The following is a 14,541-nucleotide window of genomic DNA, read 5'->3' on the forward strand; positions in this document are numbered from 1 at the left end:
CAGGCCCTGCCCTGTTCCCTACCGGTTCCCGAGCGGCTATGTCGCGCTGAGGAGACCGGTCTTGTAGACCGTGCCCGCGCAGGCGTTGGAGATGGTCGCGGACGCCGTCGGGGATCCCCCCGAGGCGACGAACAGCACGGACACGCTGCCGTCCTGCGTACCGTCCTCGCCGCCGAGCTGCGGGTCGACGACCGAGCCGCCGTCCTGGCCGGTGCCGGTGCTCGTTCCCGTACCGCTGGACGTCCCCGCCGAGGCGTCCTCCGAGGGGCTCGGATCCGGTGAGGGACCGGCGGTCGGGCAGGTGTCGGAGGGCACCCAGGCGAACTTGACCTCGTACGCACCGTTCGGGGTGAGCACGAGCGATGCCACCGCCAGCGAGGGATCGGGCAGCCCGCTCGCCGCGTCACCCGGCATGTGGGTCACCACACCGATCCGGCTGCCGTCCGCCGCTCCGGCGGTGGAGAAGTTGACCGTGCCCCCGCCGGTGACCGTACAGCTCGTACCGGAGATGTTGGTGACCCGGAAGGTGCCGTACACCTTGCCCATGGCGTCCGGGGCGCCGCCCTGGCCCGAGGCCGTGAGCTGGCTGGACCCGCAGGTGGTCGAGGCCGGAACGGTCTGGTAGTTCTTGTCGGTGCCCGAGCCCGAACCGGAACCGCTGCCGGAGCCGCCCGTCCCACCGCCGCCACCCGAGGGACTGGACGCCTTACCGCTGGGCTTGGGCGCCTTCGAGGGGTCGTCGTCCTCGGCGGCGGAGACCCGGTCCGAGGGCCGGTCCACGTCCTTCTTGCCGCCCTCGGCCCCCTTGTCGGTCCCCATCCCGCCCTGCGCCTGCTCGCCGTGGCCGGCGACGGCGGACTTCTGGTCGGCCGTACTCGTCGAGTTGGCCACATGGATGAAGGCGGGCACGGCCGTACCGCAGAGAAGCGCGGCGGCCGCCATACCCACGACGGCCTGGCGCTTGCGCGCCCTGCGAGTCGGCACGGCCTTGCGCAGATGGTCGAGCGCGCCCTCGGAGGGCTTCAGCTCGCCCACGGCGCCGTGCATCAGCCGGCGCAGCGCCAACTCGTCCTGGCCGAGGGCGCCGTTCACATCGCTGAGCGTGTCGCCGAACGGGTCGTCCTGCGCGTCACCGCCGCGCGGGCCGCCGAAGAGGGCCGCGGTCAGCGCGCTGGTCACGTCGCCGTCGGGCACCCGCGTCTCGGCGGCGCCGCGCTCGGCGGCCTTGCCCTCACCGTCGCCCTTGCCCTTGTCGGCGCCCTCGCCCTTGCCTGCGCCATCGAGGCCGTTCAGATCGTTCTCCGGCCCGTTGTTCACAATTCCGTTCCCAGTCACGTCACGCGACGGCCCGGTATCCGGTCCGTCCTGCTGCTCGTCCTCGCGGTTCTCGGGTTCCTGCGCGTCGTTCGCGTCCTTCGCGATGTCCGCGCCGCTCGCGCCGTTCACGTCCCGCGCGCTGTTCGCGTCCCGCGCGTCCCGTGCGCTGTTCGCGCCCTTCGCATCGTTCGTGTCCTCGGGCCGGCTCATTTCGTGGCCTCCATGGCGACCCGCAGCGCCGCGATGCCCCGGGACCCGTACGCCTTCACCGAGCCCAGGGATATCCCCAGCGTCTCGGCGACCTGCGCCTCAGTCATGTCCGCGAAGTACCGCAGCGACAGCACCTCGCGCTGCCGGCGCTGCAACCCGCGCATCGCCTTGATCAGCGCGTCCCGCTCCAGCAGGTCGTACGCGCCCTCCTCGGCGCTCGCCATGTCGGGCATCGGCTTCGAGAGCAGCTTGAGCCCGAGGATGCGGCGGCGCAGCGCGGAGCGGGACAGATTCACCACGGTCTGCCGCAGATACGCCAGCGTCTTCTCCGGCTCGCGCACGCGGTTGCGCGCGGAGTGGACCCGGATGAACGCCTCCTGGACGACGTCCTCGCACGAGGCCGTGTCGTCCAGCAGAAGCGCCGCGAGACCCAGCAGCGACCGGTAGTGCGCCCGGTAGGTCTCGGTGAGGTGGTCAACGGTGGTCCCCGCCGCCACCGTGTCCTCAACGCCCTCGCGCTGGGACGGTATACGGGTGGATCTGGCCGCAGGCATGGGAGCGATCACCGGCATCCCACCGCCGCCGGACGCACGCGGGCGCCGCACGGGGCGTACCGCCGCGCCGCGCACCGGGCCAATCGCTGTGATGTCGAGAACCTCTGCTGCCACGCCTGTTGGACACGCTTCCCCCCATCAGGGTTGTACGCGCACGCCACCCCATTTGACGCTGCACTAAATACCCTCATGCGTACCCGATCTCCCCCTATGCCCCATTCGTGCGGCACCGCACAGGGGCGACCGCAGAGACGCTTCCCGGCCGGCCGGCGGTTGCAGTGCTGTCACAGAAAGGCGCACATGCATCGTCGAACAAGACAACGCCCCAGTTCAAGTGGCATGGACAGCTGACTTGCTCACAGGGCGTTCACAGGATCCTACAAAGATTTGTGGATCTACGGTTTTCGATTTCCGCCGACAGCAGCGCCACGGACCGGAGTTACGGAACGGAGGCGGAACGGGGCCTGAACGAGACAAGGCTCACGCCAAGCCGCCCACCCCGCCCGTCCCGGCCGGCTCAGCTCAGTTCGGCTCAGCTCAGCTCGGCGGCAACAGCCTCGGCGATCTGTACGGCGTTCAGCGCGCCGCCCTTGCGGAGATCGTCACCGCAGATGAACAGTTCCAGCGCCCGGGGGTCGTCCGGCGCCCGCCGTACCCGCCCGACCCAGGTCGGATCCGTGCCCACCACATCGGCGGGCGTGGGGAATTCGCCCGCCCCCGGGTTGTCGAACAGCACCACGCCCGGCGAGGTCGCCAGCACCTCGTGGGCCCGCTCGACGGTGACCTCCTGCTCGAAGCACGCGTGTACGGACATCGAGTGCGCGGTGATCACCGGAACCTGTACGCAGGTCGCCACGATCCGCAGATCGGGCCGGCCGAGGACCTTGCGCGTCTCGGCCCGGATCGCCAGCTCCTCGGCGGACCAGCCGTCGCGCTGCCCCTGGAGCGGCCCGGTCCACGGCACGACATTGAGCGCGAGCGGCGCGGGGAAGGGGCCGGTGGCATCACCGACCGCGCGGCGCACATCGCCCGGCCGCGTACCCAGATCCGTACCGGCGACCAGGGAGAGCTGCTCGCGCAGCGCGAAGACACCGCCCTGATCGGCCCCGTCCGGCCCGTCCACCGCGCTGGCCGCCTGGTACGAGGAGACGACCAGCTCACGCAGGCCGAACGCGCGGTCCAGCGCGCCCATGGCCACGATCATCGACAGCGTCGCGCAGCCGGGACTGGCGACGATGGAGCGCGGTCGGGCCCGTACGGCCTCGGGATTCAGCTCCGGAACGACCAGGGGTACGTCCGGATCCAGCCGGAAAACGGCCGACCGGTCGACAACGACCGCGCCCCGCTCGACGGCGACGGGTGCCCACTGGGCGGACAGCCTGTCCGATACGAGAAACAGCGCGACGTCGACACCGTCGAAAGCGGCCCCGGTGAGCGGAAGGACGGGGGTGACCTCACCCCGTACCACCAGCTCACCACCAGCGTCATCCGGCGCGGCGTCGAGCAGCCGGATCTCGCCCCAGACGTCCGCGTGCTGGGACAGAAACTGGAGCGCGACAGAGCCGACGGCCCCGGTCACACCTACGACCGCGAGCGTCGGCCTGTCGCCCATCACTGCTTCTCTCCCTCTGCCTACCGGCCGGTGCCCCCGTAGACCACGGCCTCGTCGGAGTCACTGTCCAGCCCGAAGGCGGTGTGCACGGCGCGCACGGCCTCGGTGACTTCGTCCGCGCGGGTGACAACCGAGATACGGATCTCGGATGTCGAGATCAGCTCGATATTCACGCCCGCGTTCGCCAGCGCCTCGAAGAATCCGGCCGTGACGCCCGGGTTTGTCTTCATCCCCGCGCCGACCAGCGAGATCTTGCCGATCTGGTCGTCGTACCGGAGCGAGTCGAACCCTATCGACGACTTCAGCCGCTCCAGCGCGTCGATCGCCTTGCGGCCCTCGGTCTTCGGCAGCGTGAACGAGATGTCGGTGAGACCGGTCGACGCCGCGGAGACGTTCTGCACGATCATGTCGATGTTGATCTCGTTGTCCGCGATGGCACGGAAGATCGTGGCGGCCTCGCCCGGCTTGTCGGGAACGCCGACGACCGTGATCTTCGCCTCGGAGGTGTCATGGGCGACACCGGAGATGATGGCCTGCTCCACCTTGCGGTCCCCTCGCGGTTCGTTGCTGACCCATGTGCCGGGGAGCCCCGAGAAGGAGGACCGTACATGGATCGGGATGTTGTATCGGCGTGCGTACTCCACGCACCGGTGCAGCAGCACCTTGGAGCCGGAACTCGCCAGCTCCAGCATGTCCCCGAAGGAGATCCAGTCGATCTTCTGGGCCTTCGCCACGACCCGGGGGTCGGCGGTGAAGACACCGTCCACATCGGTGTAGATCTCGCACACCTCGGCGTCCAGCGCCGCCGCGAGCGCGACAGCGGTGGTGTCCGAACCGCCACGCCCCAGGGTGGTGATGTCCTTCTTGTCCTGGGACACGCCCTGGAACCCGGCGACGATGGCGATATTGCCCTCGTCGAGGGCGGTACGGATCCGGCCCGGCGTGACATCGATGATGCGCGCTTTGTTGTGGACCGAGTCGGTGATGACGCCCGCCTGGCTGCCGGTGAACGACTGGGCGTTGTGCCCCAGGTTTTTGATCGCCATCGCCAGCAGGGCCATGGAGATCCGCTCTCCGGCGGTCAGCAGCATGTCGAACTCACGCCCGGCGGGAATCGGGGATACCTGCCCGGCGAGATCGATCAACTCGTCCGTCGTGTCGCCCATCGCCGAAACCACGACGACCACCTGGTGGCCGTTCTTCTTGGCATCGACGATTCGCTTGGCGACCCGCTTGATGCCTTCGGCATCGGCTACGGAGGAGCCTCCGTACTTCTGCACGACAAGGCCCACGTGCGCTCCTCGCTCAGTCCATAGTCACTGTCGGCTCAGTTTAACGAGCAGTCGCGAAACGCCCGCCTAATACCACATCGTGAGATGTCCCGCTCACTCCGTGATCATCACGTACGCCCACACGCCACCCGAAGACCATGCATGCCCCACCCCAGCCCCCGCACGCAAAAACGTGGCCCACATCACGACGAATCCCCCACCCCCCGAACCGGATCACACCACGGCCCGCCGGCCGACCAGACCCTAGGCGCCGGCGCCGGTCTCCACGTCCTTGTCGGTGAAGACGTCCTCGGCTTCGGTCACAACGATCGCCCGGTCCAGCCAGCGGCTGAGGGTGTCGGGGTCCGAGCACCCGACGACGCGCGCACGGACTTCCTCCGGCACGGAACCCAGGCGCAATTCGAGAACACGCAGGATGGCCGCGACCTGCCCCTTCGCCTCGCCCTCCAGATACGCCTCCTCACGGAACGTTCCCCGGCCCGGAAAATAAGTAATGGGTTTCATCAGGTCCCTCCACGTGTCGTGGGCCTGGCCTTGTCCCAGGCCCAAATCCAGCAACTCGGCGTAGTACAAGCTGGTTTCTTCGTCTGTCGCCCTCAGGGCTCCGGCCAGTGCGTTCAGTATGGCCGGAGCGTGACGGCTGTCGCTGTGTGTCATGGCCGAGAAAGCGGCCATTCCGAGATCCCGTGCCGCATCCGCGACATCGGTGATCATGGGCACGTTGTCCGGCCCCAGCACCAGCGGATGCGTGCTGAGCGCCGTCCACCCCCTGGCCCCGCACCGGAACGGACCCGCTGCCCACTCGGCAGTCGTCCGGTTCCGGCAGACCACGAGCAGCAGCACCGGAAGCTTGTACTTCGCCTGTAAGTACGCGACGTAGTACGACCAGCTCGCGGCCTTGTCCTCGTCCCGGCGGCCCTGCGCCTCGATGGCGAGCATGAAGCTGTCACCGTCCGACGGCTCGACGCGCAGCACACTGTCCACCCGGCGCTCCAGCGGCCGTATCTCCGTGCTGTCGCCGCTGACCACTTCGATGATCGCCTTCGTCGGCATGGGTACACCCAGAAGGTCGAAGACAGGGCTGAGGATCTCGGGCCGCTCCTGGAAGATCCGGTGAGAGACCTCGTGAACTGATGTGACCATGCGTCACAATCTAGGGGGAGCTTACGGCGGATATCCAGCTAAACGGGTGACGACCACCCGTTCGAGCGTCGCCGCTATGTCGGGTTGACCCGCCTCGACAGCCGAGGCCCGCCCGCCCCCGCTTGGGCCGCTCGCACGCCCCCCCTCGGACGGACCCCCCAGACGGGCCCTCAGACGTAGTCCTTGAGCTTCTCCGTCTCCAGCGCGATCCCGACCGGATCGGGAAGTTCGACCACAGCTCCGAACGGGCGGGTGGTGGTGCTCCGGTACGCCCCGGCAGCCGGCTCCTGGTGGACCGTTACGGACCCGGCCTCGCGGTCCACCAGCAGATAGACGGGGATACCCGCAGCCGCGTAGCCCTGCGGCTTCTCCACTCGGTCCCGCTGGTTGGTGTCGGCGTCTCCCGACGTGACCTCCACGACCATCAGGACACCGTCAGAATCGGCCCACTCCCCAGCGCCGACGAAGTACTCCTCGGGCGCCAGAACCCCGTCGGGACGAGCCCGCCCCCTGCGGTACGAATCGACCTTCAGCCCCTGCTCCGGAAAGAGCGACAATTCCGGGCGCCATCGCATGCACTGCTTGAGCAGCCACATGATGATCTGCCCGTGATTACCATCCGGCACCGCCTTGACCTGCACCTTTCCATTGAGGAACTCAAGCCGCACCATCTCGGGCGCACGGCGCTCAAGCTCTTCGAACTCCTCGATCGACATCTGAGGCCGGTCAGCGGTCCTGGGGGTCATGGCATTGCCTCCTTCCCCCCATCGTGCCCTGACCGGGACTTCCCGCACTCTCATTCGCCCCGCCGCGACCGCAGGCCGCCCGCCGCGCGGGCCTCGGCGGCTCGGGCGGCGATGTCGACGCCGGTGGCCGGGCCGGCGCGGAAGGTGGCGGGGATGAAGCCGGGGACCGGGGCGGGGGCAGCGGCAGCCGCCATGGACGCGGGCGCGGCAGAGGGCGCGGGCGGGTCGTCGCTCGCCTCGTACGTCTCCATGTCCTCGCGGCACTCGACGCACACCCCCCTGACGATCCGCGTGGTCCTCTCGTCGGCCTCGCAGCTGATGCAGACCATCCACGCCTCGTCGGTGTACGCGGGCGGCGGGCTGATCGGTTTGGGCGGCATCTTGGTCTCCAGTCGTTTACGGGCAAGCGCTCCCGGGCTGTGCAGCGGATGCGGCAACCCGTCAGTGAGCGTGCGGCTGAGCTGTTCCGGTACGACGCCCCGCGCCAGCCACTCGGCGGCCAGCGCTTCGAGGGCCTCGCACTCGGCGGCGGACAGGGTCATACGGGGCTCGGTACGACCGAGGCCGGCGAGCAGTCGGTACGCGGGGGTGGGGGTGGCGGCGGGTACGGGGGTTCGCGCGGGCTCCGGCTCGGGCTCGGGGCCAGGCGTCCGCTCCGTACGCTCCGTACTCTCCGCACTCGCACTCACGCCCGCGCTCCCACTCGCTCGCTGCGCCCGTTCCCGCGCGGTGAGGTCGATCCCCAACAGCCCGTCCACAAAGGTCTTCCACCAGGCGTCATCCCGCGCCGTACGCGAGAAGTACGTCCGCGTCACCCAGCGGAAACTGTTGTCCTCCACCATCAAGTGCTGCTTCACGTGCCGCAGATGCCCGGCATCAGAGAGAAAGCGCAACGCCTTCGCACACGCCTGCTGGCCGTACGCGGCGATGTGCGCGGCAAGCGGCTTGTAACCGATCGCTGCCCCCTCGGGCAACCGATCGATATACGCGGCGATCGCCGCTTCCCTGGGGCGCAGATGTACGAAGTCGGCCTCACCACGCGGCTGCTGACCGGAAGCGGAGCGTTTTCCGTACCCGGGTTTGGCGTGGGGGTGAGCGGAAGTGGGCGGGGCGGGACTAGAATCCGTGGAAACCACGATCGACCTTCTTTCGATTCGCTGGTGAGGCCCCGGAGTCGGTGTTGGCACACCACCGGGGCCGCTTTATGCGGCAAGTGATGCGAAGGCTAGAGCTTCGCCACGCTACGCAGCAAGTCGACCACGGAAAGTCATATCGTCAGGTCGCGAACGGTTCCCTGAGGGCTGGCAGGACGGTAGGGAGGTTGGTTTCACCACCAACCAACCAACCAACCAACCCAAGGAAGGGCTCAAAGCCCGAGACCCGCAACCCGAAACCCGAAACTCAAGCCCCGGGCCCACCAGCGACAACCGGTCAGCCGACAGGGCTCGCATGCACGTACGCCACGAACGCGACCCAGGCGGGGGCGGCCACGGCGAACTGGGGGCCGGCGCTGGGGGCGAGCTTGGAGTCGCGGACGTGGACGGTAGCGGGGCAGGCAGCGATCTCAACACAGAGGTCGCCCTCTTCGTCGCTGTACGAGGACTTCCGCCAAACGAGGGTGACTTCGGTTCGGATAGCTTTCAAAGCTGCTCCATCATTCCCGTAATGAAGCTCATGGATTCCTCAACACTGAGCGCTTCCGTTCGAAGCTTCCCGAAACGCTCCGTCAGTTTGCCGATCTGCTCAGGCAGGGACATGAACTCGCTGAAAGACTGGCCCGAAACATAGCCCGAACACACGTGCTCAGCATCCCACATCACGACGATCGGACCGCTGAGCGCAGAGGATACAGCGCGCTTGAACGGCAACACCTGCAACGAGACATTGCGCAACTGCGCCATGTCCGCCAAGTGCTTCAACTGGCCTTTCTGGGCGTCCCGCCCGCCCATTGGAACATGCAGAGCAGCCTCGTACACCACGAAGCTGCATGCCACCAGTGGAGTACGGGTGAGGAGCTTCTGGCGCTCCAAGCGTCCACGCAAGCGCTCCTTCTCCACATCCTCGGACACTACAGGGCAGTTGTCCTTGAACAGAGCCCGCGCGTAGGTCTCCGTTTGCAGCAGCCCTGGAATCAGTGCCACTTCGTAAGACCACATGCTGACCGCTTCGGCCTCAGCGTCCATGATCTCCTGCGACCGAAGCGGAAACCGTTCCTTTCGCAGATACTGCTTCCCCGCGCTCAGCAACCCCTCCGCCCGGAACAGGTCGTCCGCCGCGTCCAGGAGTTTCGGCGTCGGCATCCGTACGCCCTGCTCCATCGACTTGATCGTGTCGGGCGCGTACGCGGCGGCGAGGCCGAGTTCCTCGCGGCTGATCCCCGCCCGCATACGCCACCGTTTCACCTGGTCACCCGCGTACCGCCACGCGATGGGCGTCTGGGTCTGGGACTGCTGCTGGGACTGCTGTTGCGACTGTGGCTGCGGCTGGGGGTTCTGGTTCTGAAGGGACACTGCTGGCACCTCCGACTGATACGTCACCCGGGTATCCGGCTCGTCACTTCCGAGCGTAATCACACATCAGCAATCTGTGACCATGAACACAGAAATGCGCTCTTCCGGGGGCGCCGTCCTGATGCGGTTCGCCCGCTCGTCCGCCTCCGTTCCCTCCGCTCGTGCCTTCGCGCGGGGGGTGCTCCGTGAGGTCTGTAGTGGCAGCGGCGCCTGCGACCTCGATGATGTGCTGCTCGGGGTGTCCGAACTGGCGACCAACGCGGTGCGGCACGGGGTGCCGGTGGGTGGGGCGTTTCTGCTGAAGATCGAGTTCAGCGGGGAGCGCGTACGCGTCGAATGCCACGACGCCAACCGCCGGCGTCCGCGCCTCCGGCACCCCGCCGACGACGACCAAGGCGGGCGCGGGCTGCTGTTGGTGGAGGCGATCGCGTCGCGGTGGGGTGTTGGGGAGCGGCCGTTCGGGAAGTTCGTGTGGTTCGAGGTGGACCACAACCGGTGAACCCGAACTCGCCGCGCGGCGCGGCCGTCTGCCTCACGGCGGCTGCGGTATTGGTCATCGTCGCGTTGGGGGTCAGCGCGTACGTCGCGCTGGACGACGTACCGCCTCACGGACGCGGAAAGGGTCCGCACCTGATGTCAGTGGCGCCTGCCACGATAGGCGGGACACCATCACGGTCAGGAGAGACGCATGGGCACCTGGGACGTCGGCCCCTTCGACAATGACACGGCGGGCGACTGGTGCGACGCCCTCGACAAGGCGAGCCCCGACGCGCGCGAGGGCATCATCCGCGACGCGCTCGTCCGTACGGCCGACACCACCGGCCTCCTCGACGCGAACGTTGCCGAGGAGGCCGTCGCCGCAGCCGCCTTGGTTGCCGCGCAGTGCTCCGGCGGCGAACCCGCCGATCCTTACTGCGGACCTGCCGAGCCCCTCCCCGACCTCACCGGCCTGCGCGCACTCGCCCTCCAGAGCCTCGACCGAGTCATGGCCGAGCCGTCCGAACTCCCGGACCTCTGGGCCATGTCGGACGGCGACTACTGGCAACGAAACGTCGACCGGCTCCACAACACCCTCATGCCACAGCCACCGGGAGAACAGCTCAGCCTGGGCTGACTGCCTGCCTGCCCACTGCCCGTTCCCCCGTTGCTGTCTGCGGGTCAGTACCAAGAGGTAGACCGGGGTGTACGGGAGCGAGGTGCTTGGCGCTGGGCCGCCCCTCCTCCTGCCAGTGTCGCGCCTCCAGGGGAGGAGTAAAGGGCGCTCCTAACGTCGCGTCGGCTGCGCCGACTCCGCTGCGCTCCGCCCTTGACACCTCCCCTTCCGGCGCGTGTACGGGAGAGGGGGGCGGCCGGGGGGGAGGGGGCCCGGGGGGTGGTGCCGTACTGCCACTCGGCTCAGGGTCCGGCGGGCCGGTGGGCCCTGCGGGGCTGCGCGGCAGAGGAATGGGGCGGTCCCACACCGGCTCAGCGGCCAACCGTCCGCTGCTGGTTGCGACCCAAGCCCCGCTGGGCGCCGTGGGGTTGTCGGGTGCGGGTCAGAGCGGAACTCTGTCGGGGGTGGGCCGGTGGCGGAGGTTGTTGGGCGTGGGGCCGCCCCTCCAGCCTTTGAGTGTCGCGCTTCCGGGCCGGGAGTCAAGGGCGCTCCTAAAGTCGCGTCGCTGCGCGATGGGCTACGCCCACCCTTGACACCCAACCCTCCAGCGCAAGTGCGGGTGCGGGAGGGGCGGCCGGGGGGAAGGGGGGCCCAAGATGTGGCGCCGTACTGCCACTCGGCTCAGGGTCCGACGGCCCGGTGGGCCCTGCGGGGCTGCGCAGCAGAGGAATGGGGCGGCCCGACACCGGCTCAGCGGCCGACCGTCCGCTGTTTGCTGAGACACAAGCCCCGCTGGTCACCGGGTGTGGGCTGTGGGGTTGCTGGGACGCGGGTGGCGGCAAGTGGGCTTCTGAAGGCCGTCTATGCGTCCGGGAGTGCTCCTAATGCACCTGAGGACACATGTCCCGCCCGAGGAGACCCCCAACGGGTCGCCAAACCGGCCCATATGGGACGCGCGGGCGGGATCGGGCGACCCGAGGGGCCGACCGGACAGGAGAGTCCGCGCAGCGGCGCAGAGAAGTGCCTACTGGGACGCGGGTGGCGGCGAGTGGACCCCTGAAGGCCGCCCATGCGTCCCGGAGTGCCGCTAATGCACCTGAGGACACATGTGCCGCCCAAGGAGACCCCCAACAAGCCATCAAACCACCCTATAAGGGACAAGCGAGTGGGGATGCCGCCCGCAGACCCGTCCAGGCGGCAGAACCCACCCGCCTTCCGGGCACCACAACGCAACGGTGACCAGCGGGGCTTGAGTCGCAACCAACAGCGGACCGTCAGCCGCCGAGACGGGGCCGAGTCACCCCACTCCTCTACCGCGCGCCCCGCAGGGCCCACCCGCCCGCCAGCCCCTAAGCCGGCCGGCAGTGCAGCGGACCCCTCGGGCCCCCTCCCCCCGGCCGCCCCCCCCTCATCCGCACTTGCGACTCCGGGGGAGGTGTCAAGGGCGGAGCGCAGCGGAGTCGGCGCAGCCGACGCGACGAAGGAGCGCCCTTTACACCTCCCCTGGAGGCGCGACACTGGCAGGAGGAGGGGCGGCCCGGCAGGCACCCGGCGTTCAGCACCTCGCCACCGGCCCACCCCGGTTACCTCTTGGTACTGACCCGCAGACAGCAACACCGCCGCCGCCAGGACTGCACACCTCTGCGCCTTCATACGCATGTGTCACAGATCGCCAACAGCGCAACCGGACAAGGTGAGTTCGCCTCTCTCTTGCAGCGGATCGAACAACCCCCCGCCCATCCGCCCGCACCCCGATGAGGAGACATCCGCCATGTCCGAGACGCCCACTCCCGTCATCCGGCATCTCCGTGGTCGTGCCATGGGGATCGCCGTGGCTGCGGCCCTCGTCCTCGCTGCCCCGGTCTCTACTGCGGAGACGGAGACGGAGGCAGCAGCGGAGACAGCGGCGACCGCGACGGCTACGGCCGAGGTTGCGCAGGCCGCCGCCCGTACCGCCACCGCCACCGCCACCGATCCCGTCTCGGTCATGAAGTACACCGCCAAGGAGCGCAAAGAGGCCCTTGCCTACTGGACGGCCGCCCGTATGAAAGCCGTGGGGAAGTCCGTCGATCTCGGGCCGACCGGGCCGAAGTCCAAGCCGTACAAGGGCACTCCGCTGAAGACCGTGGGGCGGCTCTTCTTCGTCAACGCCAACGGCGCCGACACCTGGTGCACGGCCACCGCCGTGAAGAGCGCCAATCGCTCCGCCGTGATGACCGCCGCCCACTGCGTGCGCCGGGGGTCGTCGCCCGGCAATACCAACATCCTGATGGTGTTCGCCCCGGGTTACAGCAAGGGCAGGACGCCGCACGGCACGTTCGCGGTGCGCAGCGCCGCCACCCCGCGCGCGTGGCAGACCGCGTCCACCAACGACATCGCCGCGCTGGTCGTCGCCGCCGACAAGAAGAACCGTAAGCTCACCGACGTCGTGGGCGGCCAGAAGATCGCCTTCAACCGCGCCGTCGGCGGCACCGTCTCCGCGCTCGGCTACTCCGCCACCCGCCCGCAGCGCGGTGAGGTACTCCTCCGCTGCGTCGGCAAGGCCAAGAAGGAGCAGGGCATGCAGGCCATCCCCTGCGACCTGACCGGTGGCTCCAGCGGCGGCCCGTGGTTCGCCGACTTCGACACGGCCACCGGCAAGGGCGTCCTGGTCTCGGTCAACGCCTCACTGGACTCCCTGACACCGACCAAGATGTACGGAGAGGTACTGAAGGCCACCGCCAAGAAGGTCTACGACCGGGCTCAGAACAGCAGTTGACTCAGGCAGAGGCAGCCAAGACGCCGCTACCGCGCCGTCCCCGTACCCGTCCGCAGTCCCAGCGGGCCCGCGATCTCCTCCGCCATCACCCGGCCCGCCTCCTCCGCCAAAACCGCCTCCGCGTCCTCCGTCAGGGCCTGGTCCGTGTCCAGGCCGTCGAGAGCCGGGAGCGGCTGGTCCAGGCGGACATGGGCGACCAGGGACTGGAGCGCGCGCAGGGTGGCGGAGGCGGTGGAGCCCCAGTTGGAGAAGTACGAGAACTGCCACCACCACAGCGCCTCGGTCGTACGGCCGGCCCGGTAGTGCGCCATGCCGTGCCTCAGGTCCGTCACCACGCCCGCGATGTCGTCGGAGATACGGGCGGGCACCGGCGCCTTGCGGGGCTCGTACGGGTCGAAGACCTCCGAATAGACGTCGATCGGCTCCAGGAGCACCGCGAAGCGCTCGCGGAGGTCGTCGACGTCGGGCTCGGGGCCGAGATCGGGTTCGTACCGTTCCTCGGGGAGAATGTCCTCGTGGGCGCCCAACCGGCCGCCGGCCAGCATGAGTTGCGAGAACTCCAGCAGCAGGAACGGTACGGTGCTGTCCGGCTCGTCGCCCTTCGCCACTTCCGTGACCGCGACGATGAAACTCTCGATCTGGTCGGCGATCTGGACGGCGAAGTCATCCGGATCCTGGTGGACGGCGTGCAGCGTTGCGTCAGACATCGAGAAGTCGTCTCCCCTCGAAGGCACGCCCGAGCGTGACCTCATCGGCGTATTCCAGGTCGCCCCCCACGGGCAGACCACTGGCCAGACGTGTGACCCGCAGGCCCATCGGCTTGATCATGCGGGCGAGGTACGTGGCCGTGGCCTCGCCCTCCAGATTGGGGTCGGTCGCGAGGATGAGTTCGGTCACCGTGCCGTCCGCGAGCCGCGTGAGCAGCTCGCGGATCCGCAGATCGTCGGGGCCGACACCCTCGATGGGGCTGATCGCGCCGCCGAGCACGTGGTACTTCCCGCGGAACTCGCGGGTGCGCTCGATGGCGACGACGTCCTTCGGCTCCTCCACCACACAGATCACCGTGACATCGCGGCGCGCGTCGCGGCAGATCCCGCACCGCTCCTCCTGCGCGACGTTCCCGCACACGGCGCAGAACCGGACCTTGTCCTTGACCTCAAGGAGGGCGTGGGCGAGGCGGCGGACGTCGGTCGGTTCGGCCTGGAGGATGTGGAAGGCGATCCGCTGCGCGCTCTTGGGACCGACGCCGGGCAGCCTGCCCAGTTCGTCGATGAGGTCCTGGACCACGCCTTCGTACAACGGATTG

The 14,541-nt window shown here is 68.7% G+C and carries 14 protein-coding genes; 3 read left to right on the forward strand and 11 right to left on the reverse strand.

Features of this window, described 5'->3' with window-relative positions:
• Window positions 1-36 precede the first annotated feature (36 nt).
• The 9 genes from DVK44_RS14255 to DVK44_RS14295 all read right to left on the reverse strand — a co-directional run bounded on the left by DVK44_RS14255 (window position 37) and on the right by DVK44_RS14295 (window position 9,384).
• Window positions 37-1,527, reverse strand: coding sequence for a DUF4232 domain-containing protein (locus tag DVK44_RS14255; RefSeq protein ID WP_228447141.1), 1,491 nt, complete (start codon window positions 1,525-1,527; stop codon window positions 37-39).
• The gene (locus tag DVK44_RS14260) at window positions 1,524-2,099 is read right to left on the reverse strand and encodes a SigE family RNA polymerase sigma factor (RefSeq protein ID WP_114660020.1); all 576 of its coding nucleotides are present in this window, start codon (window positions 2,097-2,099) and stop codon (window positions 1,524-1,526) included. Before DVK44_RS14260 ends, DVK44_RS14255 begins: the two co-directional genes overlap by 4 nt.
• 514 nt (window positions 2,100-2,613) lie before the next feature.
• Window positions 2,614-3,693, reverse strand: a complete 1,080-nt coding sequence (locus DVK44_RS14265) for an aspartate-semialdehyde dehydrogenase (protein ID WP_114660021.1) — start codon at window positions 3,691-3,693, stop codon at window positions 2,614-2,616.
• A gap of 20 nt (window positions 3,694-3,713) precedes the next feature.
• Window positions 3,714-4,985: an aspartate kinase gene (locus tag DVK44_RS14270; protein ID WP_114660022.1), complete on the reverse strand. Its 1,272-nt coding sequence runs from the start codon at window positions 4,983-4,985 to the stop codon at window positions 3,714-3,716.
• A 243-nt stretch (window positions 4,986-5,228) separates the two neighbouring features.
• Window positions 5,229-6,038 (reverse strand): hypothetical protein, encoded by an 810-nt coding sequence (locus DVK44_RS14275; RefSeq protein WP_331461600.1) that lies wholly within the window; start codon window positions 6,036-6,038, stop codon window positions 5,229-5,231.
• A gap of 260 nt (window positions 6,039-6,298) precedes the next feature.
• Complete coding sequence (locus tag DVK44_RS14280) at window positions 6,299-6,874, reverse strand: Uma2 family endonuclease (protein ID WP_114660024.1); 576 nt, start codon at window positions 6,872-6,874, stop codon at window positions 6,299-6,301.
• Window positions 6,875-6,924: 50 nt separating this feature from the next.
• Window positions 6,925-7,848, reverse strand: coding sequence for a hypothetical protein (locus DVK44_RS14285; RefSeq protein ID WP_228447142.1), 924 nt, complete (start codon window positions 7,846-7,848; stop codon window positions 6,925-6,927).
• 457 nt (window positions 7,849-8,305) lie between these two features.
• Entirely contained in the window at window positions 8,306-8,518 is a 213-nt protein-coding gene (locus DVK44_RS14290) for a DUF397 domain-containing protein (RefSeq protein WP_228447143.1), read from the reverse strand.
• On the reverse strand, window positions 8,515-9,384 hold the full coding sequence (locus DVK44_RS14295) for a helix-turn-helix domain-containing protein (RefSeq protein ID WP_114665123.1): 870 nt from the start codon (window positions 9,382-9,384) through the stop codon (window positions 8,515-8,517). Before DVK44_RS14295 ends, DVK44_RS14290 begins: the two co-directional genes overlap by 4 nt.
• 82 nt (window positions 9,385-9,466) lie before the next feature.
• Between DVK44_RS14295 and DVK44_RS14300 the strand changes: the two genes are divergently transcribed.
• From DVK44_RS14300 to DVK44_RS14310, 3 genes are all read left to right on the forward strand, one after another.
• Entirely contained in the window at window positions 9,467-9,883 is a 417-nt protein-coding gene (locus tag DVK44_RS14300) for an ATP-binding protein (RefSeq protein ID WP_228447144.1), read from the forward strand.
• A gap of 189 nt (window positions 9,884-10,072) precedes the next feature.
• Window positions 10,073-10,498, forward strand: coding sequence for a DUF4259 domain-containing protein (locus DVK44_RS14305; RefSeq protein WP_114660028.1), 426 nt, complete (start codon window positions 10,073-10,075; stop codon window positions 10,496-10,498).
• A 1,750-nt stretch (window positions 10,499-12,248) separates the two neighbouring features.
• Window positions 12,249-13,235 carry a trypsin-like serine peptidase gene (locus DVK44_RS14310; RefSeq protein ID WP_228447145.1) on the forward strand — a complete coding sequence of 329 codons (987 nt, stop codon included), beginning with the start codon at window positions 12,249-12,251 and terminating at the stop codon, window positions 13,233-13,235.
• A 26-nt stretch (window positions 13,236-13,261) separates the two neighbouring features.
• Here DVK44_RS14310 and DVK44_RS14315 read toward each other — a convergent pair whose 3' ends face one another.
• Both DVK44_RS14315 and recR read right to left on the reverse strand, forming a co-directional pair.
• Window positions 13,262-13,942, reverse strand: coding sequence for a DUF5063 domain-containing protein (locus DVK44_RS14315; RefSeq protein ID WP_114660029.1), 681 nt, complete (start codon window positions 13,940-13,942; stop codon window positions 13,262-13,264).
• Window positions 13,935-14,534, reverse strand: a complete 600-nt coding sequence (gene recR / locus DVK44_RS14320; protein WP_114660030.1) for a recombination mediator RecR — start codon at window positions 14,532-14,534, stop codon at window positions 13,935-13,937. Before recR ends, DVK44_RS14315 begins: the two co-directional genes overlap by 8 nt.
• Window positions 14,535-14,541 lie beyond the last annotated feature (7 nt).

The sequence above is a fragment of the Streptomyces paludis genome, assembly GCF_003344965.1.
Taxonomy (GTDB): Bacteria; Actinomycetota; Actinomycetes; order Streptomycetales; family Streptomycetaceae; genus Streptomyces; species Streptomyces paludis.